The sequence below is a fragment of the Mycolicibacter sinensis genome (assembly GCF_001667945.1).
Classification (GTDB): domain Bacteria; phylum Actinomycetota; class Actinomycetes; order Mycobacteriales; family Mycobacteriaceae; genus Mycobacterium; species Mycobacterium sinense_B.
The window spans coordinates 1-18,243 of sequence record NZ_LZJK01000133.1 but is presented as its reverse complement, the minus strand read 5'-3'; the positions used below and the strand labels follow the sequence as shown (position 1 = coordinate 18,243).

The following is an 18,243-nucleotide window of genomic DNA, read 5'->3' as shown; positions in this document are numbered from 1 at the left end:
GTGAACACAGCAATGGATGACGAAGAACGGGTGATCGTCGAGACCGCGGCGGCGTTCGCCGAGAAGCGCCTCGCGCCGCACGCCCTGGACTGGGATGCCACCCACCACTTCCCGGTCGACGTGATGCGCGAAGCCGCCGAGCTGGGCATGGCGGCGATCTACTGCCGTGATGACGTCGGCGGGTCCGGGCTGCGCCGCCTGGACGGGGTGCGCATCTTCGAACAGTTGGCCATCGCCGACCCGGTGATCGCCGCCTACCTGTCGATCCACAACATGTGCGCCTGGATGATCGATTTCTACGGCACCGAGGAACAGCGCAAGACCTGGGTGCCGCAGCTGGCACCGATGACCGCGGTCGCCAGCTACTGCCTCACCGAACCGGGCGCGGGATCGGATGCCAGCGCGCTGAGCACCCGGGCGGTCCGGCACGGCAGCGATTATGTGCTCGACGGCGTCAAGCAGTTCATCTCCGGCGCCGGCGTCTCGGACGTGTATGTGGTGATGGCCCGAACCGGCGACGACAGCCCCCGTGGCATCTCCACGTTCATCGTCGAAAAGGACACGCCCGGACTGAGTTTCGGCGCCGCCGAGCAGAAGATGGGCTGGAACTCCCAGCCGACCGCGCAGGTGATCCTCGAGGGCGTGCGGGTGCCCGCCGAGGCGATGCTCGGTGGCCCCGACGGTGAAGGCACCGGTTTCTCGATCGCGATGAACGGCCTCAACGGCGGCCGGATCAACATCGCGGCCTGCTCACTGGGCGGCGGCCAGGCCGCGTTCGACAAGACCGGCAGTTACCTGGCCGACCGGGCGGCGTTCGGCAAGCCGCTGCTCGACGAGCCGACGATCCGGTTCACCCTCGCCGACATGGCCACCGCGCTGGAGACCTCCCGGCTGCTGCTGTGGCGGGCGGCGACCGCCCTCGACGACAATGCGCCCGACAAGGTCCAGCTGTGCGCGATGGCCAAGCGCTACGTCACCGACGCCTGCTTCGGCGTCGCCGACTCCGCGCTGCAGCTGCACGGCGGCTACGGGTATCTACGCGAATACGGTCTGGAGAAAATCCTCCGGGATCTGCGGGTGCACCGCATCCTGGAGGGCACCAACGAGATCATGCGGATGGTGATCGGCCGGGCCGAAGCCGCCCGCGTCCGGTCCGGGCAGTAGCCGGCGCAAAGGAGACACCTTGGCAATCGTGGCGTTCCTCGGGCTGGGCCACATGGGTGGGCCGATGTCGGCGAACCTGGTGGCCGCCGGGCACACCGTGCGTGGCTTCGACCCGGTGGCGGTAGCCGCCGCGGCCGCCGAGCAGCACGGGGTGAGCATCCAGCCGTCGGCTGCCGAAGCGGTGGCCGACGCCGATGCGGTGGTCACCATGCTGCCGCACGGGGACGCGGTCAAAAGCTGCTACGCCGACATCCTGCCGGCCGCCCGGCCGGACACCCTGTTCATCGACAGCTCCACGATCTCGGTCGCTGACGCCCGCGAGGTGCACGCGCTGGCCGGCTCGCACGGGTTCGCCCAACTCGACGCACCGGTGTCCGGCGGCGTCGCCGGTGCGGTCGCCGGGCGGCTGGCGTTCATGGTCGGCGGCAGCGAAGACGCAGTGCGGCGGGCGACCCCGGTGCTGGAGCCGATGGCCGCCAAGATCATCCACTGCGGTGCGGCAGGCGCCGGCCAGGCCGCCAAGATCTGCAACAACATGGTGCTGGCCGTGCAGCAGGTCGCGGTCGCCGAGGCGTTTGTGCTGGCCGAAAAGCTCGGGCTGGCCGACCAGGCCCTGTTCGACGTGATGACCGGGGCCACCGGAAACTGCTGGGCGCTGCACACCAACTGCCCGGTTCCCGGTCCGGTGCCCACCTCCCCGGCGAACCGGAACTTCGAGCCGGGGTTCGCCACCGCGCTGATGAACAAGGATCTGCACCTGGCGATGGACGCGGTGTCATCGACCGGCGCGCGCGCCCCGCTGGGCAGCCACGCCGCGGCGATCTACGCGGACTTCGCCGTCGAGCACGCCGCCGAGGACTTCAGCGCCGTCATCAACCTGCTGCGCGACTGAGCCGGGCGGCCATCAGCTGCGCCTGCAGCTGGCGGCAGCCCTCGACCAGGAGTCCGTCATAGCCGCCCGCGGAGCCGGTGGTGACCGCCGGCAGGCCCATCGCGGCAGCCGTCCGGCCGTTGTCGTCGCACCCGGCGATCACCAGCGCCTCGCCGGCGACGATGCCCAGCTCCCACAACGCCAGCCGGTACAGCTCGGCGGCACCGGCGGGACCGGTGAGGTCGTCGGCCGTGACGACGGTCTCGGCCATCCCGTCGCCGATCAGTTCCCGCACCCGCGGCTGCACCCGGTCGCGCGGGCCGGCGCCGACCACTGCAACCCAGATGCCGGCGGCAAACAGGCTCAGCACCAGGTCGATCAGCCCGGACCGCGGCTCACCCTCGGCGTCGGCGAGGGCTTCCACGTCGAAGATCACCGCTTGTAAGGGATAGACCTGGGCATCGTCGGCCGGCGGCACCCGGTCCCACCAGAACGGGCGGCCGGGGCGGATCCATGTCGCGAGTTCGGTTGTGATCTGCATAACAGCAGGATGCCGGAACGACAGTCGTCCGTCCTCCCCCATTCGGGGGAACCGTCCGGGGAAACCCGCCGGACCCGATTCGGCGGTCCCGGCTTCGGCTCACCGCTGCCGTCCCTGGCGGGGGCCTTATTGTCTTGCTATGCCCGTGCGACTGGTCCTCGTCGACGATCACGAGATGGTGATCGAAGGCCTGCGGGCCATGCTCACCGCGTTCGCCGACCGCATCGAGGTGGTCGGGCAGGCGATCAACGCCGAACAGGCGCTGGCCGTGGTCGCCGACACCGACCCCGACATCGTGCTGTGTGACGTGCGAATGCGCGGTGAGAGCGGGCTGGACCTGTGCCTGGCGCTGCGGGAACGCGACCCGGAGCGCCGGGTGGTGATGCTCTCGGTCTACGACGACGAGCAGTACCTGTTCGAGGCGCTGCGGGTCGGCGCGAGTGGCTACCTGCTCAAAAGCATCAGCAGTGACGACCTGGTGCACCAGATCGAGTTGGCCCACCGCGGCGAGACGGTGATCGACCCGGGCCTGGCCGCCCGGGCGGCCGGCACCGCCGCCCGGCTGCAGCGCGACGAGTTCTGGCCGGGGGCGCGCCAGGGCCTCACCCAGCGCGAGAGCGAGATCCTGGGCTACATGGTCAGCGGGCTGTCCAACCGCGGGATCGCCACCAAGCTGGTAATCGGCGACGAGACCGTCAAATCGCACCTGCGCTCGATCTACCGCAAGCTCGGGGTCTCCGATCGCACCGGCGCGGTGGCCACCGCGCTGCGGGAAGGCATCTACCGGTGAGCTCCTCGGGCCAGAACCGGTCCCGCGCCCGCAAAGCCACCACGGTGCGGGATTTCGTCGACGCCAACCACGAGCTGGCGCTGCTGCGCGAACTCATCCAGGCCGCCTCGAGCGGGCCCGGCGTGGAACCGCTGGCCGCCGCGGCCGCCCGGATGATCACCGCGGCCACCGGCACCGACGTCTGCTTCGTGCACGTCCTCGACGACACCGACCGTTCCCTGACCCTGACCGGCGCGACCCCGCCGTTCGACACCGAGGTGGGCAAGATCCGGCTGCCGCTGGGCTCGGGGGTGTCGGGCTGGGTGGCCAGCCATCGCGAGCCCGTGGTGATCAGCGACAACAAGGAGGCCGACCCGCGCTACCTGCCGATCGAGTCGCTGCGCGGCCGTGACTTCACCTCGATGGTGTCGGTACCGATGGAGACCGATCCGGGCGGGCTGGTCGGTGTGCTCAACGTGCACACCGTGGCCCGCCGCGAGTTCACCCACGGCGATATCGAGCTGCTGCGGGTGATCGGGCAGCTCATCGCCGGCGCGATGCACCAGGCCCGGCTGCACCGCCAGCTGGTGGCCCGCGAACGCGCCCACGAGCTGTTCGTCGAGCAGGTGATCGAAGCCCAGGAGATCGAGCGGCGCCGGCTGGCCGGCGACATCCACGACGGCATCTCCCAGCGGCTGGTGACGCTGTCCTACCGGCTGGATGCGGCCGCCCGGGCGGTCGGTCACGATCCCGACGAAGCGTCGGCGCAGCTCGATGCCGCTCGTGAGCTGGCCGGGCTGACCCTGCAGGAGACCCGGATCGCGATCAGCGGGCTGCGGCCGCCGGTGCTCGACGACCTGGGCCTGGCCGGCGGGCTGGCCAGCTTGGCCCGGTCCATCCCGCAGCTCAAGATCGAGCTGGATCTGGCTGAGACCCGGCTGCCCGAGCACATCGAGCTGGCGCTGTACCGGATCGCGCAGGAGGGCCTGCAGAACGTCGTCAAGCACGCCGCTGCGACGACGGTGCGACTGGGGTTCGCGGTCACCACCGATCCGGGCATGGCCCGGTTGGAGATCATCGACGACGGGGTGGGTTTCGACACCTTCGAGCACCCGGTGGGCGGCGACGAGATGGGCGGCTACGGGGTGTTGTCGATGGCCGAGCGTGCCGAGTTGGTCGGCGGGCGGCTCAACATCCGCTCGCGCCCGGGCGCGGGCACCGCCGTCACCGCCACCATCCCGGTACCGTCGCCGGCAGCGCGAGACACCGGCTAGAAATCCCCGGCGTTACGGCGCAAGGTCTCAATCGCCGAGGACAGGCTGCGGGATTCCTGCCGGGACATCCCGATGTCGGCGAACACCTCGCGGTTGAGGCTGGCCGTCGCGGCCGCCACCGTCGAGCGGCCCCGCGCGGTGATCGACACCAGGGTGGTGCGGCCGTCGGTGGGGTGCGGCAACCGCTCGACGAGGCCGGCGGCCTCCAACCGTCGGATCGCGTGCGTGACGCTGGTGACGTGGACCTGCAGCCGGTCGGAGGCCTTGGTGATCGGCAGGGCACCGGAGCGGCTGAACGCCAGCAGCCGCAGCAGCTCGAACCGGGAGAAGCTCAGGTCGTAGGGCCGCAGCGTGGCTTCCACCCGGGCCAGCAGGATCTGGTGGGCGCGCATCACCGACGTCACCGCGACCATCCCGTCGGCGACCTCCCCCCAGCCGGCCCGTTCCCAATTCGCGCGAGCCAGCGCGATCGGATCGGCCTCGTCGGGCGGGTGCGGGTCCACGCGTCAGCCGCTCGTGAGGATCCGGGGTCCGTCGTCGGTCACCGCGACGGTGTGTTCCCAATGCGCAGCACGGGACCCGTCGGCGGTGACCACCGTCCACTCGTCGGAGAGGATGACGGTCTGATCGGTTCCCAGGGTCAGCATCGGCTCGATCGCCAGCACCGATCCGGCCACCAGCAGCGGCCCGCGGCCCGGCGCCCCCTCGTTGGGCAGGAACGGGTCCATGTGCATCTGGCGGCCGATGCCGTGGCCGCCGTAGCCGGCGACGATGCCGAATGAGCGGCGGAACTCCTGCGATGCGGCGCGGGCCCCCGTTTCGATGGCGTGTGAGACGTCGCTGAGCCGGTTGCCCGGGACCATCGCCGCGATCCCGGCATGCATCGCCTTACGGGTTGCGTCCGACAGGTTCTCGTCGGCGGCCGCCAGCTTGCCGACCCCGAACGTGATCGCCGCGTCGCCGTGCCAGCCGTCCAGGATCGCACCGCAGTCGATCGACACCAGATCACCTGCCACCAGCACCTCGGTCGACGACGGGATGCCGTGCACCACACGGTCATTGACCGAACTGCAGATCGAGGCGGGGAAACCGTGATAACCCAGGAACGACGGCGTCGCACCCGCCTCCCGGATCACCGATTCGGCGACCTCGTCCAACTCCGACGTCGAGACGCCAACGGCGGCGGCCTCGCGCACCGCGGCCAGCGCCGCGGCAACGACGGCGCCTGCCGCGGCCATCGCGTCGAGCTCCCCCGGGCTGCGATGCGGCACCCGCCGCTTCGGCAGTCCGATCATTTACTGCCCCAGGGCGTTCAAAGCGCGCGCGAACACCTCATCGAGCGTGCCGAGTGCATCCACCACGTGCAGCTCGTGCTCGTCTTGGTAGTAGTCCAGCAGCGGCGTGGTCTCTTCGCGGTAGACGATCATGCGGTTGTGGATCACCTCGGCGGTGTCGTCGGCGCGACCACGTGCCTTGAGCCGCTTGAGCAGTTCGCTCTCGGTGACCCGGAACTCCAGCACCGCATCCAGCTTGGTGTGACGGCGTTCCAGCATGTCATGCAGTGCCTCGGCCTGCTCCACCGAGCGGGGGTAGCCGTCCAGGATGAATCCGTTTGCGGCGTCGGGCTGGTCGAGCCGGTCCTCGACCAGGGCGTTGGTCAGCTCGGGCGGCACCAGGTCGCCGGCGTCGAGGTATTGCTTGGCCTGCCGGCCCAGCTCGGTGCCCTCGGCGATGTTGTGCCGGAACAGATCACCGGTGGAGATCTGCGGAACACCCAGCTTCTCCGCCAGCTTCACCGCCTGGGTGCCCTTGCCTGCCCCCGGCGGTCCCAGCAGTACGACTCTCACTTGAGGAACCCTTCGTAGTTACGCTGCATGAGCTGGCTCTCGATCTGCTTGACCGTGTCAAGGCCGACGCCGATCATGATCAGCACCGCGGTGCCACCGAACGGCAGGTTCTGGACCGTGCCCGAGCTGCCCATGTGCAGGAACAGGTTGGGTAGGACCGAGATGACGCCCAGGTAGATCGAGCCGGGCAGGGTGATCCGGTTGAGCACGAAGCGCAGGTAGTCCGCGGTCGGGCGTCCCGGCCGAATGCCCGGAATGAAGCCGCCGAACTTCTTCATCTCGTCGGCGCGCTCGTCCGGGTTGAACGTGATCGACACGTAGAAGTAGGTGAAGAAGATGATCAGGCCGAAGTACACGGCGATGTAGACGAAGTTCGACGGGTCGGACAGGTACGTGCTGACCAGCTTGTCCCACCAGCTGTTGCCGAGGCCGCCGCTGCCGCTGCGGACCAGCTGGGTGACCAGCTGCGGAATGTAGATCAGCGACGAGGCGAAGATAACCGGGATGACGCCGGCCTGGTTGACCTTGAGCGGCAGGTAGGTCGAGGTGCCGCCGTACATGCGCCGGCCGACCATCCGTTTGGCGTACTGCACCGGGATACGGCGCTGACCCTGCTCGACGAAGACCACACCGACGACGATGGCCAGCGCGGCCAGGCAGACCATGGTGAACACCAGGCCGCCGCGGGAGTCCAGGATGGTCTTGCCCTCGATCGGGATGCGGGCGGCGATACCGACGAAGATCAGCAGCGACATGCCGTTGCCGATGCCGCGCTCGGTGATCAGCTCACCGAGCCACATCACCAACACCGCCCCGGCGGTCATCACCAGCACGATGACGATCAGCGTGAAGATGCTGTGGTCGGCGATGATGTCGTGACGCAGGCTGCAGGTCTGCAGCAGCCCGCCGTTGGCGGCCAGCGCCACGATGGACGTCGCCTGCAGCACGGCCAGCGCCACCGTCAGGTAGCGGGTGTACTGCGTCATCTTGTTCTGGCCGGACTGGCCTTCTTTGCGCAGCTCCTCGAAGCGCGGGATGACCACGGTCAACAGCTGCACGATGATGCTCGCGGTGATGTAGGGCATCACCCCGATGGCGAACACCGTCAACTGCAGCAGCGCACCGCCGGAGAACAGGTTGATCAGCGAGTAGACCTGCGCGGCGTCGCCGCCACTGACCTCTTTGATGCACTGCTGGACGTTCTGGTAGTCGACACCGGGCGACGGGATGGCCGCGCCGAGCCGGTAGAGCACGATAATGCCCAGGGCGAACAGGATCTTGCGCCTCAGGTCGACTGTCCGCAGTGATGAGATGAAAGCCGAGAACACTCTTCTCCTCCTGCGCAGCCGAGGTTCGGTCGCGGCGTGCCGATGGACTGGTTCGTTCCAGCCCGGTTAGTCCTGGGGTAATCCTGCGCTTTCGCGTCGACGCGCCGACCGGTCACAAAGCGGCCACGCGTGTCTTCAGGCGCGTCAGCAGTCTACGAGACTAACAGCTGCGCACGGCGGGCCGGGCAGCCGCAGGGACGCGCTGTCAGCCAACCGTCAGCCGGTGGGAGTACAGTCGACGACAGCTCGTTAAATCAGCTAATTAATTTCCGGCGCTGCATCACCGGTAATGAAGGAGAGGTCAAAAGATGGCACGCACCGATAACGACACCTGGGACCTGGCCTCCAGCGTAGGGGCTACCGCGACCATGGTGGCGGTGGGCCGCGCGGTCGCAAGCCGCGGAAACGGCACCGACCGGCCACTGATCAACGACCCCTATGCCGAGCCCCTGGTGCGTGCGGTGGGCGTGGAGCTGTTCAGCAAGCTGGCCAGCGGCGAGCTCAGCCCGGCCGACTTCGACTTCGGCGACGACCAGGCCCAGGACGGGGCGATGACGCTCTCCCGGATGTCCGACAACATGGCGGTGCGCACCCGGTTCTTCGACGAGTTCTTCCTCGACGCGGCCGCGGCGGGCATCCGGCAGGCCGTCATCCTGGCGTCGGGCCTCGATGCCCGCGCCTACCGGCTCGACTGGCCGGCCGGCACCCGCGTCTTCGAGATCGACCAACCCGACGTGATCGAGTTCAAGACCCGGGTGCTCACCGCCCAGGGCGCCCAACCCGCCGCCGATCGCCGGCCGGTCGCCGTCGACCTGCGCGACGATTGGCCGGCGGCGCTGCAGGCCGCGGGTTTCGACGCCTCGGTGCCGACCGCCTGGAGCGCGGAGGGCTTGCTGGCCTACCTGCCGGCCGACGCACAAGACCGGCTGCTGGACACCGTCACCGCGCTGTCGGCACCGGGCAGCAGGTTCGCCATCGAAAGCACACCGCCGCTCGACCCGGCCGACGAAAACAGCGCCCGCCAGCGGATGCGGGAGGCCGCTGAGCGGATGCGCAGCCACGGCCTCGATCTCGACCTGACCGAGCTGGTCTACTTCGGCGATCGCAACGACGCCCCGTCCTACCTCGCCGAGCGGGGATGGCGCATCGAGGGCCGCAGCATCAACGAGCTGTTCGCCGAACACGGGCTGCCGCAACTCGACGACGCTCACGGTTACAGCGGGCTGACCTATGTCAGCGCGACCCTGGGATAGGAGGTAAGCGATGGCACACAGCGGCCGATTTTCCGGGGACAGCTGGGATCTGGCGTCGAGCGTCGGCACAACCGCGACCATGGTCGCGGTCGGCCGCGCGCTGGCCAGCCGGGAGCCCGACGCGCTGATCACCGACCCCTTCGCCGAGCCACTGGTGCGCGCGGTCGGGATCGACTTCTTCAACCGGCTGCTCGACGGCGAGTTGGAACCAGCGGTCGCCGAGGACGCCGCCGCCACCGCCCGGCCGATGACCGAGGTGATAGCGGTGCGCACCCGGTTCTTCGACGACTTCTTCCTGGCTGCCGCCGCAGCCGGCGTCCGGCAGGCCGTCATCTTGGCGTCCGGGCTGGATTCGCGGGCCTACCGGTTGGCCTGGCCGGAAGGCAGCGTCGTCTACGAGATCGACCAGCCGGAGGTGATCGACTTCAAATCCCGCACGCTGGCCGATCTCGGCGCCCAGCCGACCGCGCAGCGTCGCGCGGTCGCCATCGACTTGCGCGATGACTGGCCGGCCGCGTTGCGCCGCAGCGGTTTCGACGAGACCAAACCCACCGCGTGGAGCGCCGAAGGGCTGCTCATCTATCTGCCCCCGGAAGCGCAGGACCGGCTGTTCGACAACATCACCGCCCTGAGCGCACCGGGCAGCAGGCTGGCCACCGAGTACCACCCCGACGGTGCTGCCACGCTCAGCGACTCAAATCAGTCGGTGAGCCAACGCTTCGCCGAACACGGGCTCGACCTCGACTTCGCCAGCCTGGTCTACGCCGGGGAGCGTAAGCCCGCCGGGGACTACCTGTCCGACCAGGGCTGGCAGGTCAGCAGCCGCACCCGGCCCGAGGTCTTCGCCGATTATGGGCGCAGCTTTCCCGACGACGCCGAAGTTGTTGCGCGGCTGCGCAATTCGGTTGCGATCGAGGCCATACGCACCTAGCCGCGGCTGCTACGCCACGTCGAAGTCCGGCAGGGACAGTTCGGGCGCGGCGAAATCGTGGTCCGCGCCCAGCAGTCCGGGGTCGGTGAACTCCGAGCCACCCGGCAGCGGCGGGTCGGTCGGCGCGATGACGCCGGAGCCGGTCAGGTACGCGATCCCCCGGGCCAGCGTGTCGGTGGTGTCGACCACCAGGCCACCGGTGAACTGCACGACCTGCTGCAGGAATTCGGCCACTCCGCTGATCAAGAAGATGTCCTGGTCGACGATCGACTGCAGGAACTTGTCGATTTCGGTGACGACGAGGTTGAGCCCGTAGGGGATGGAGGTGACGATCGTACGGATGCCCAGCATGATGTCGTTGCCGATGTTCGGGTAGCCGTACATCGCGATCGCCGACAGCAGCGCCTGCTTGAGGTCGTCGGGCACGACGGTGCTGTCCACGATGTTCGGATCGAGATGCATTGGGCTGCCGTCGAAGTCCGACCGCATCGGGACACCGAACAGCGCCAAGATCGTCGGAGTGATGTCGGCAATCGAGTAGTTCAGGTTCTGACTGCCGTCGGTCGCGTCGTGGCCGGCCTGGTCGAAGATGACGAACTGTGTTGTCTCGTTGGGCGACTGGAAACCGTGACCGAAGCCGAGCGACTGCTGGTGGCCATGATCGGTGGTGATGATGATCGACCAGTCGTCACCGGTGAGCGCCTTGACCTGGGCTACCGCATCCAGGATCTCTTTGATGTTGGCCCCGACATTCACCACGGCTTGGGCGTACTCGGCCGAGCCGCCCCCGAACCCGTGCCCGGCCTCGTCGACTTGCACCTGGTAGGAGAACAGAAAATTCGAGATGTCATCGGGGTTGTCTGCGGTGGCCAGGATCTGCGCGATGGTCTGCGCGGTGACCGCCGCGTCGGTGGCAGCCCAGCTGTCCTGGAACGGGACGAAGACGTTGTTGTCCACCGGGTGGCCGCCGGCGCCGGCGATGCCGTTGATGTAGTCCCAGTCGGCGATCACCGAGGTGTTGATCTCCGGCTTGTAGTACTCGAGCATGTTGAACACCGTCGGCCACTTGTCGTACGGCTCGGGCCGGAACAGGTTGTTGACCACACCGTGCTTGTCGTCCCAGACCCCGGTGAGGATGGTCGACCACGATGGCCCCGAGATCGTGGTGTGGTTGACCTCGGTCGCGGCTCCGGTGATGCCCTGGTCCATCGCCAGCTTGAACCCGCTGTCGTCGTTGTAGGCATACTCCAGGATCTTGGACAGGTTCGTACCGTCCACGCCGATCAACAGCACGTGCTCGGCGGCAAGCCACCAGTCGGCGGTGCGCGAAAGCCCCATGGGGGTCCCGACGGCCGCTGCGGTGCCGGCAACCATGCTGGCCACGGCCGTTCCACACAGAAACTGCTTGATTGATGTCACGAGCACCTCATCGACGTTGACGGGCCAACTCGCGTGACACTAGCAGAAACCCAGGGAAACCTCAGGCTTCTCCGCAGATCCGCTAATTTTTCTGATCAGCGGTGAGATATTCGGCGACCGCCTACATGTGCTCCGGGCAGTAATGCGCGGTCGAGATCGCGGCGAACTCCCCCGCCTTCTGGATGGTGAAGCCGGGGTTGGTGGCCTGCACCGCGACGACCGTGTCCATCGGGGACAACCCGGCGTCCATCAGTTGGCACACAGCGCGGCCGGCGGAGACGGCGGCCTGGTCATTGCCGGTGTGGCTCAGGCCGGCACCCGACAAGGTGGCGAGGAACTGCCCGTCAACACCCGTGGGTGCGGCGTGGGCGGGGGCGGCGAGGCCGATCATCGCGCTCAGGCCCGCCAGCAGCAGTAACCGTTTCATGCTGGTAAGCATGCGGGGCGCTCGTTAAGGGCGCGTTACCGAGCTTTTACTGCCGCGGAAGAGTTGTGTTGCGTCGTTGTTACGCCTCACCAGCGCGATTCGCCGAGCCACAGCACCTGTGCGCCGTTGACCGATCGGCCCGCCTGCTCGACGATCCCGGTCATCGACCGCACCAGCAGGGCCCCGACAGCATCGGGCAACGCCGCCGCCGGCTGCGACGACTGGCGCGGCCGGAGGAACTCCCACAGTGACGAGCCGGGGTAGGACACGGTGCGGACCTGCGCGTCGGCGTCGAGTCCGGCCAGCACCTTGGCGCGCCGCACCGCCGTGCGCAGCCCGCCCAGCTCGTCGACCAAACCGCGTTCGGCCGCGTCGGCGCCGGTCCACACCCGCCCGCGAGCCACCGCGTCGACCGCCTCGGTGGACAAGTTGCGGCCCTGCGCGACCCGCTCAACGAAGTCGGCATAGAACAGGTCGGCTTCGCTCTCGACCTGCCCCTGCTGTTCAGCAGTGAACGGGGCGTTGATCGACCAGGCGTCGGCGTTGGCGCCGGTGCGCACCGCGTCGGTGCCCACGCCCAACCGGTCCTTGAGCTCGCGGGCGACCAGCTTGCCGGTGACCACCCCGATCGACCCGGTGATGGTGCCGGGGTTGGCCACGATCGCGTCGGCGCCCGTGGCGATGTAGTAGCCGCCGGACGCGGCGACCGCACCCATCGACGCCACCACCGGTTTCCCGGCTTTGCGCGCCTGCTGCACCGCCCGCCAGATGGTCTCCGACCCGGTGACCGAGCCGCCCGGACTGTCCACCCGGAGCACGATCGCGGCGACGTCATCGTCGGCGGCGGCCTCGCGCAGGGCCGCGGAGATCGTGTCGCCGCCGACGCTGCGGTTGCCGAACGGCGACAGCTGCGGCCCGCCGGAGCCGCTGACGATGGCCCCGGCCACGGTCACCACGGCGATCGCCGGCTTGTTCTTGCGGCCCGGGAGGGGCGGCAGGGACGGTGCCGAGACCAGCGGACGCCCGGCGGTCGCGTTCGCATAACGCGTCAAGTACAGCCGGGGCGGGGCGTCGGGATCGTCGGCGCCGGACGCCGAATCCCCTTGGCCGCCGGCAAGTTCAGCGATCCGGTCGTAGGCCTCGTCGCGGAAGCCGATCCGGTCGATCAGGCCCGCCTCGACCGCGTCGTCACGCAGCAACGGCGCCCGGTCGGCCAGCTCGTCGATGACGCCGGGATCCAGGTCCCGGGATGCGGCGACGGCCTGGCGCACCTGCGCGTGCAGGCTTTCCAGCAGCGCGGTGTCGGCCTCCCGGTGGGCGTCGGTGTAGGAGTCCTGGGTGAATAGGTTGGCCGCCGATTTGTATTCGCCGCGGGCGACGAACTGCGCTTCGATGCCGGCCTTGCCCAGCGCGCTGCGCAGGAACGTCGCGTTGGTGGCGAAGCCGATCAGTCCCACCATCCCCGACGGTTGCATCCACACCTCGCCGAACGCCGACGCCAGGTAGTAGGACAGTGTTCCGGGGTAGGTCTCGGCCCAGGCCAGCGATGGCTTCACCGCGGTGAACTCGGCGATCGCGGCCCGCAGCTCCTGGACCGGACCGGCGGCCGCGGCCGAAAGCTGCACCCGCGCAATAAGTCCGGCGACCCTCGGGTCTTCGGCGGCGCGGTGGATCGCGGCCACCACGTCACGCAGCACCGGTGGCTGGCTTCCGGAACGGATCAGCGCCAGCGGGTCGAAACCGCCGGTCTCGTGGGGTAATGACTGCAGGTCGAGTTCGAGCACGACACCGTTGGGCACGCCGTGGTGTCGGGCGGTGTCGATGCGACGGGCGACGCCGCGCAGGTCGTCGAGGCCGGGAACCCCGGTCAGCACGGAGAACATGGATTTCAGCCTACCGGCGGTGACCCTACCGGCCGCGGTGTTGCCCGCCGGCGCTCATCAGGTCGGGTCGGCTCGTTAACCGCCGACGACGATGATGTGGCCGGGTGCGCCCTCCCCGCCGGCACCGCCGGTGGTTCCGGTCGGTGCACTGCCCGGCTGGCCGGGGTCGCCCGCCGCCGGGCCACCGTCGCCCCCGGTGCCGCCGGTTCCGCCGACGCCGCCGTTTCCGCCGGTACCGCCTTGGCCGCCGTTGCCGGAGAACGCGTTGACCAGGCCCCCGCCGGCAGCGCCGCCGTCACCCCCGTCACCGCCGTTGGTTCCGGCCGCGGCGCCCGAGCCGCCGGTGCCGCCGGAGCCGCCGTCACCGCCGGGTGCGACACCGACGAGGTTGCTGCCACCGGTGCCGCCGGTGCCGCCGGCACCCCCGGTGCTGCCGGTTGCGCCGCCGGCCGCACCACCGGTCCCGCCGTCGCCGCCCTTGCCGCCGCCGACGGCTCCGATGAGGCCGTTGCCACCGTGACCGCCCTGGCCACCCTCGCCGGCAACGCTGCCGGCCTGGTTGGCCGCCGCGCCGCCGGTTCCGCCCGTGCCTCCGGCCCCACCGGCGCCTTGGGTGCCCACGGCGACTCCCGAATCACCACCGGCGCCACCGGCACCGCCTGCACCGCCTACGCCGGCGGCGCCCTGCTCGGCTCCGCTGCCACCGCCTACGCCGGCCACGCCACCGGTGCCGCCGTGACCGCCCTGGGCGCCCACCCCGAGCAGACCGACGAGAGCACTTCCGCCCTTCCCGCCGTCCCCACCGATTCCGCCATCACCACCGGCGCCGTTGCTGCCGTCGGCTCCGCCGCTGGCAGTTCCCGCGACGCCGCCGACACCGCCGACACCGCCGGTGCCGCCCGCGGCCCCGGTTTGCGGCGCCCCGGCAAGACCCAAGACGTCGACCAAGGCATCTCCGCCTTGACCGCCGGTACCACCGGTGCCGCCGGTACCACCCTGGCCACCAGTGCCGGCATTGAAACCGTCCCCGCCGCTACCGCCGGTGCCGCCGGCACCGCCCTGGCCACCGGCGCCCGGCGCGATCGGGCTGAGCAACGCGTTTTGGCCGTTCGAACCGGCCACGCCGGTGCCGCCTTTGCCACCGGTACCGCCGGCGCCGCCGTCGCCCTGCTGGGCGTGACTGCCGTCGGTTTCCAGCCCGCCCTGACCGCCGTTGCCGCCGGTTCCTCCGGTACCGCCGGTGCCGCCGGCTTGGGTGGTGGTGCCCGCGGTTCCTTGGGCGCCGTTGCCGCCGAGTCCGCCGTTGCCGCCGACGCCGGCATGACCGTCGCCGCCGGTGTCGCCGCTGGCACCGGAGGCCGCCGGGTCGGTGCCGGCCCCGTTCAGGCCGCCCGCGCCGGCGGTGCCGGCCGCACCGCCGTGGCCGGCGTTGCCGCCCGTACCGCCCATGCCGCCGGCTCCGCCGTCGGCGCCGCTCGCCGTCGGTGAGGTGTAGCCGGTGCCGCCGGTACCGCCCACACCGCCGTCGCCGCCCTGGCCGCCGTCACCGGCGTCACCGCCCTTTCCGCCGACGCCGACGCTGCCGTTGGTACTGCCGGTTCCCGCGGCACCGCCTTGACCGCCGGTGCCACCGTTGCCGCCGGTTCCGCCGTCGAGGCCGTCGCCGCCGGTGCCCCCGGTACCGCCGGCGGTGTTCACGGCGGTTCCGGTCGTCCCGGTTTCGCCGATGGTGCCATTGGCGCCGGTGGTCCCCGTCGCGCCGTTGCCGCCGGCGCCGCCCTGGCCACCGTTGCCGCCGATACCCTGCAAGCCGGTGGCGCCGGCTGTTCCCGAGTCGGCCCGGTCGGCGCCCGCCCCGTTCAGCCCGCCGATACCCGCGGTGCCGCCCTCACCGCCCTGCCCCCCGGTGCCACCGGCGCCGCCGACGCCACCGTTGCCGCCGGATAGCCCGGTGGTGCCGGTCTGGTCGTAGCCGGCGCCCCCGTTGCCACCGTTGCCGCCGGTGCCACCCTGACCGCCGGCACCGCCGTTGCCGCCGATACCGCCGGCACCCACGACTCCGTCAGTGGACCCGGTGCCTGCCGCACCACCCTGGCCGCCGTTGCCGCCGCTGCCGCCCTGCAAGCCTTGGCCGCCCTCGTGCCCGGCCTCGCCGGTACCACCGTCGAGGGTCACGCTGTCGCCCGCCAAGCCCACTCCACCGTCGGCGCCGGTCTCGCCGATCCCGCCGGTCGCGCCGTCACCCCCGTTGCCGCCGACGCCGCCGTTGCCGCCGGCGCCCTGGTTGCCCACGGTGCCGTCGGCACCGTCGGCGGCTTGGCCGTTGAGGCCGGTACCGCCGGCACCACCCTTGCCGGCCGCACCGCCGGCCCCGCCACTACCCCCGGCGCCACCGACCGCACCGTCACCACCATTGGTGCCCGGTGCCGCAGCCGGATCCGATGCCGCGTCATACCCATTGCCACCGCGGCCCCCAGCACCACCGGTGCCGCCATCGCCGCCATCGCCCCCGGCACCACCAACACCACCGGCACCCTGTACGCCCTCGGTCGAACCATGCCCGCCGGCACCGCCATTACCGCCGGCACCACCATCGCTGCCGGCCCCACCGGTAGCCCCGGTACCACCGCCGCCGCCAGCGGTGCTCGCCGTCGTGGCCGTGCCATCGACACCGTCATCGCCGACCGCACCGGTGCCACCGACAACACCGTCGAACCCGCGACCGCCCACACCGCCGTCGCCGCCGTCACCCCCGGCGCCCTGGGCACCGTCGAAGCCACTGGCGCCACCGTCAGCGGTCAAACCCCCCTTACCGCCGGCACCCCCATCACCGCCGGCCCCACCATCGCCACCACGCCCACCGGTCACCCCGGCCGCCGTCGACGCCAGACCCGCAGCACCATCAGCGCCATCACCACCGCGGCCACCATCACCGCCGTGCCCGGCGACACCATCGGCGCCCTGGCCGGCGCCACCGCTACCGCCGGCGCCGGCGTTGCCGCCGTTGCCGCCCACACCGCCGGTCATGCCGTCGGCACCCGCGGTGGCACCGTCGTCACCGCGAGCGCCCGTCGACCCGTCACCTCCGGAGCCACCGTTGCCGCCGGTGCCCAGCGCGGTGCCGGTGCCGCCCGTTCCGCCGTTGCCGCCGGTGGTGCCCGGTGCTGCGGCCGGGTCGGTCGCGGCGTCGTAGCCGTTGCCGCCGGCGCCGCCATTGCCCTGCGGGCCGGACGGGCCGGCGCCGGCCTGGCCGTCGCCGCCCGGCGTGGAGCCCGCTCCCCCGGTTCCGGCCGTGCCGGCCTCGCCGAGCGCACCGCCGTTGCCGCCATTGCCGCCGTTCGGGTTTGCCGCGCTGCCGTCGGCGCCGTCGCCGCCGTCGCCGGCCACGCCCGCGTCGCCCCCGTCGCCGCCGGTGCCACCGTCACCCTGCAGGCCCGCGGTTGCGCCGTTGATGCCCGCACCGCCCGCGCCCCCGACACCGCCGGCGCCGCCCGCCGCGCCGTTGCCCCCGGCACCGCCGTCACCGCCATTGCCGTTGCCGCCGTTGGCGAAGGTGCCCGCCCCGCCGCGTGCGCCGTCACCGCCGCTGCCGCCGGCGCCGCCGGTGCCACCGGCGCCGCCTTTGCCGCCGTGATTGCCCGTACCCGAGCCGATACCCCCGGCACCGCCGGTACCGCCGGCCTGGCCAACGATGCCGTTGCCACCGTCCTCGCCGGGTAGGACACCGGTGGCACCGTTGGCACCGGCCGCACCCGCGGTCCCGTCGCCGCCGTTGCCCCCGTTGCCGCTGCCGATGGCATCGCCGCCATCGCCTCCGCTGCCACCGTTGGCGCCGCCGCTGCCGGCCTCGCCTCCGTCGCCGCGCTCGGTGCCGCCGTCGCCGCCGTCGCCGCCGCGGCCGCCGGTGCTTCCCCCGATTCCGGTGCCGTCGCCGCCGTCGCCGCCGCGGCCGCCGTCGCCGTCGGCGCCGGCATTGCCGCCCGCCCCACCGTCGCCGCCGTTGCCGGTGCCCTGCCCCGCACCACCGTTACCGCCGGTGCCGCCGTTGCCCGCCGCGGTGCCGCCCGCTCCGCCGGCGCCGCCGTTGCCACCGGCCGCATCTTCGCCGCCGCCTCCGCCGTTGCCGCCCGCCCCGCCGGCGCCGATCGTTCCGCCGCTGCCGCCGGCGCCGCCCGCGCCGCCGGCCACTCCGGGGGTCGTCGAGGTGAAGCCGTCACCCCCCTTGCCGCCGTGCGTCGCGGTGGGCGACGGGTCCGAGCCGTCGGCGCCGGTGTTCCCGGCCTGACCGGTGCCGGCGGAACCGCCGGTACCGGCCGCGCCGCCGCTGCCGCCTGCGCCGGCGGCTCCGGCGGCACCGGCCGAACCGCCGTTGCCGCCGTCGGGTGAATTGGCGTCGCCCGCGGCCCCGTCGCCCCCGGTACCTCCGGCTGCGGCGTTGCCTCCGGCGCCGCCGTCGCCGCCATTGCCGTTGGCGCCGGCGGTGCCGGTCGGCAACGGCGGAGGCGGCGGCGAAGATGCGGCCGGTGGCAACGGCGG

Annotated in this window: 15 protein-coding genes; 6 read left to right on the top strand and 9 right to left on the bottom strand. The window is 71.3% G+C overall.

Annotated elements, in window-relative coordinates; translation table 11 throughout:
• Nucleotides 1–12 precede the first annotated feature (12 nt).
• Together A5694_RS17385 and mmsB are read left to right on the top strand one after the other, a co-directional pair.
• Nucleotides 13–1,164 carry an acyl-CoA dehydrogenase family protein gene (locus A5694_RS17385; protein ID WP_064923433.1) on the top strand — a complete coding sequence of 384 codons (1,152 nt, stop codon included), beginning with the start codon at nt 13–15 and terminating at the stop codon, nt 1,162–1,164.
• A 19-nt stretch (nt 1,165–1,183) separates the two neighbouring features.
• Entirely contained in the window at nt 1,184–2,056 is an 873-nt protein-coding gene (mmsB, locus tag A5694_RS17380) for a 3-hydroxyisobutyrate dehydrogenase (RefSeq protein WP_082952727.1), read from the top strand.
• Here the strand turns inward: mmsB and A5694_RS17375 are convergent.
• The gene (locus A5694_RS17375) at nt 2,037–2,576 is read right to left on the bottom strand and encodes a hypothetical protein (RefSeq protein ID WP_064923431.1); all 540 of its coding nucleotides are present in this window, start codon (nt 2,574–2,576) and stop codon (nt 2,037–2,039) included. The two genes, mmsB and A5694_RS17375, sit on opposite strands and share 20 nt — an antisense overlap.
• 139 nt (nt 2,577–2,715) lie before the next feature.
• Between A5694_RS17375 and A5694_RS17370 the strand changes: the two genes are divergently transcribed.
• Both A5694_RS17370 and A5694_RS17365 read left to right on the top strand, forming a co-directional pair.
• Nucleotides 2,716–3,366: a response regulator gene (locus A5694_RS17370; RefSeq protein WP_064923429.1), complete on the top strand. Its 651-nt coding sequence runs from the start codon at nt 2,716–2,718 to the stop codon at nt 3,364–3,366.
• Nucleotides 3,363–4,619, top strand: a complete 1,257-nt coding sequence (locus A5694_RS17365) for a GAF domain-containing protein (protein ID WP_082952726.1) — start codon at nt 3,363–3,365, stop codon at nt 4,617–4,619. The genes A5694_RS17370 and A5694_RS17365 overlap by 4 nt, the downstream gene beginning before the upstream one ends.
• Here A5694_RS17365 and A5694_RS17360 read toward each other — a convergent pair.
• Genes A5694_RS17360 through secY form a run of 4 tightly spaced genes read right to left on the bottom strand, consistent with a single transcriptional unit; the run spans nt 4,616 to nt 7,794 of the window.
• Nucleotides 4,616–5,122 carry a MarR family winged helix-turn-helix transcriptional regulator gene (locus A5694_RS17360; protein ID WP_064923427.1) on the bottom strand — a complete coding sequence of 169 codons (507 nt, stop codon included), beginning with the start codon at nt 5,120–5,122 and terminating at the stop codon, nt 4,616–4,618. The two genes, A5694_RS17365 and A5694_RS17360, sit on opposite strands and share 4 nt — an antisense overlap.
• Nucleotides 5,123–5,125: 3 nt before the next feature.
• On the bottom strand, nt 5,126–5,914 hold the full coding sequence (gene map / locus A5694_RS17355; RefSeq protein WP_064923425.1) for a type I methionyl aminopeptidase: 789 nt from the start codon (nt 5,912–5,914) through the stop codon (nt 5,126–5,128).
• Nucleotides 5,915–6,466, bottom strand: a complete 552-nt coding sequence (locus tag A5694_RS17350; protein ID WP_064923423.1) for an adenylate kinase — start codon at nt 6,464–6,466, stop codon at nt 5,915–5,917.
• Nucleotides 6,463–7,794, bottom strand: coding sequence for a preprotein translocase subunit SecY (gene secY, locus A5694_RS17345; RefSeq protein ID WP_064923421.1), 1,332 nt, complete (start codon nt 7,792–7,794; stop codon nt 6,463–6,465). Before secY ends, A5694_RS17350 begins: the two co-directional genes overlap by 4 nt.
• A gap of 308 nt (nt 7,795–8,102) precedes the next feature.
• Between secY and A5694_RS17340 the strand changes: the two genes are divergently transcribed.
• Both A5694_RS17340 and A5694_RS17335 read left to right on the top strand, forming a co-directional pair.
• Entirely contained in the window at nt 8,103–9,047 is a 945-nt protein-coding gene (locus tag A5694_RS17340; protein ID WP_064923419.1) for a class I SAM-dependent methyltransferase, read from the top strand.
• Nucleotides 9,048–9,057: 10 nt separating this feature from the next.
• A complete protein-coding gene (locus tag A5694_RS17335) occupies nt 9,058–9,978 on the top strand; it encodes an SAM-dependent methyltransferase (RefSeq protein WP_064923417.1) in 921 nt (306 codons plus the stop codon).
• A 9-nt stretch (nt 9,979–9,987) separates the two neighbouring features.
• On the opposite strand, the gene A5694_RS17330 is transcribed toward A5694_RS17335, so the two are convergent.
• From A5694_RS17330 to A5694_RS24985, 4 genes are all read right to left on the bottom strand, one after another.
• Nucleotides 9,988–11,352, bottom strand: coding sequence for an alkaline phosphatase family protein (locus tag A5694_RS17330; protein WP_234786396.1), 1,365 nt, complete (start codon nt 11,350–11,352; stop codon nt 9,988–9,990).
• A 166-nt stretch (nt 11,353–11,518) separates the two neighbouring features.
• Nucleotides 11,519–11,824, bottom strand: a complete 306-nt coding sequence (locus A5694_RS17325) for a DUF732 domain-containing protein (protein WP_185746704.1) — start codon at nt 11,822–11,824, stop codon at nt 11,519–11,521.
• Between the two features lie 86 nt (nt 11,825–11,910).
• Nucleotides 11,911–13,707, bottom strand: coding sequence for a signal peptide peptidase SppA (gene sppA / locus A5694_RS17320; protein WP_064923413.1), 1,797 nt, complete (start codon nt 13,705–13,707; stop codon nt 11,911–11,913).
• Between the two features lie 75 nt (nt 13,708–13,782).
• Nucleotides 13,783–18,201, bottom strand: a complete 4,419-nt coding sequence (locus A5694_RS24985; RefSeq protein WP_064923411.1) for a hypothetical protein — start codon at nt 18,199–18,201, stop codon at nt 13,783–13,785.
• Between the last annotated feature and the right edge of the window lie 42 nt (nt 18,202–18,243).

Bases quoted from the DNA above. Each gene is read 5' to 3' on its own strand.
- A5694_RS17385 (WP_064923433.1), top strand. From the start codon at position 13: ATGGATGACGAAGAACGGGTGATCGTCGAGACCGCGGCGGCGTTCGCC.
- sppA (WP_064923413.1), bottom strand. From the start codon at position 13,707: ATGTTCTCCGTGCTGACCGGGGTTCCCGGCCTCGACGACCTGCGCGGC.
- A5694_RS17335 (WP_064923417.1), top strand. From the start codon at position 9,058: ATGGCACACAGCGGCCGATTTTCCGGGGACAGCTGGGATCTGGCGTCG.
- A5694_RS17375 (WP_064923431.1), bottom strand. From the start codon at position 2,576: ATGCAGATCACAACCGAACTCGCGACATGGATCCGCCCCGGCCGCCCG.
- map (WP_064923425.1), bottom strand. From the start codon at position 5,914: ATGATCGGACTGCCGAAGCGGCGGGTGCCGCATCGCAGCCCGGGGGAG.
- A5694_RS17325 (WP_185746704.1), bottom strand. From the start codon at position 11,824: ATGAAACGGTTACTGCTGCTGGCGGGCCTGAGCGCGATGATCGGCCTC.
- A5694_RS17340 (WP_064923419.1), top strand. From the start codon at position 8,103: ATGGCACGCACCGATAACGACACCTGGGACCTGGCCTCCAGCGTAGGG.
- A5694_RS17330 (WP_234786396.1), bottom strand. From the start codon at position 11,352: ATGGTTGCCGGCACCGCAGCGGCCGTCGGGACCCCCATGGGGCTTTCG.
- A5694_RS17370 (WP_064923429.1), top strand. From the start codon at position 2,716: ATGCCCGTGCGACTGGTCCTCGTCGACGATCACGAGATGGTGATCGAA.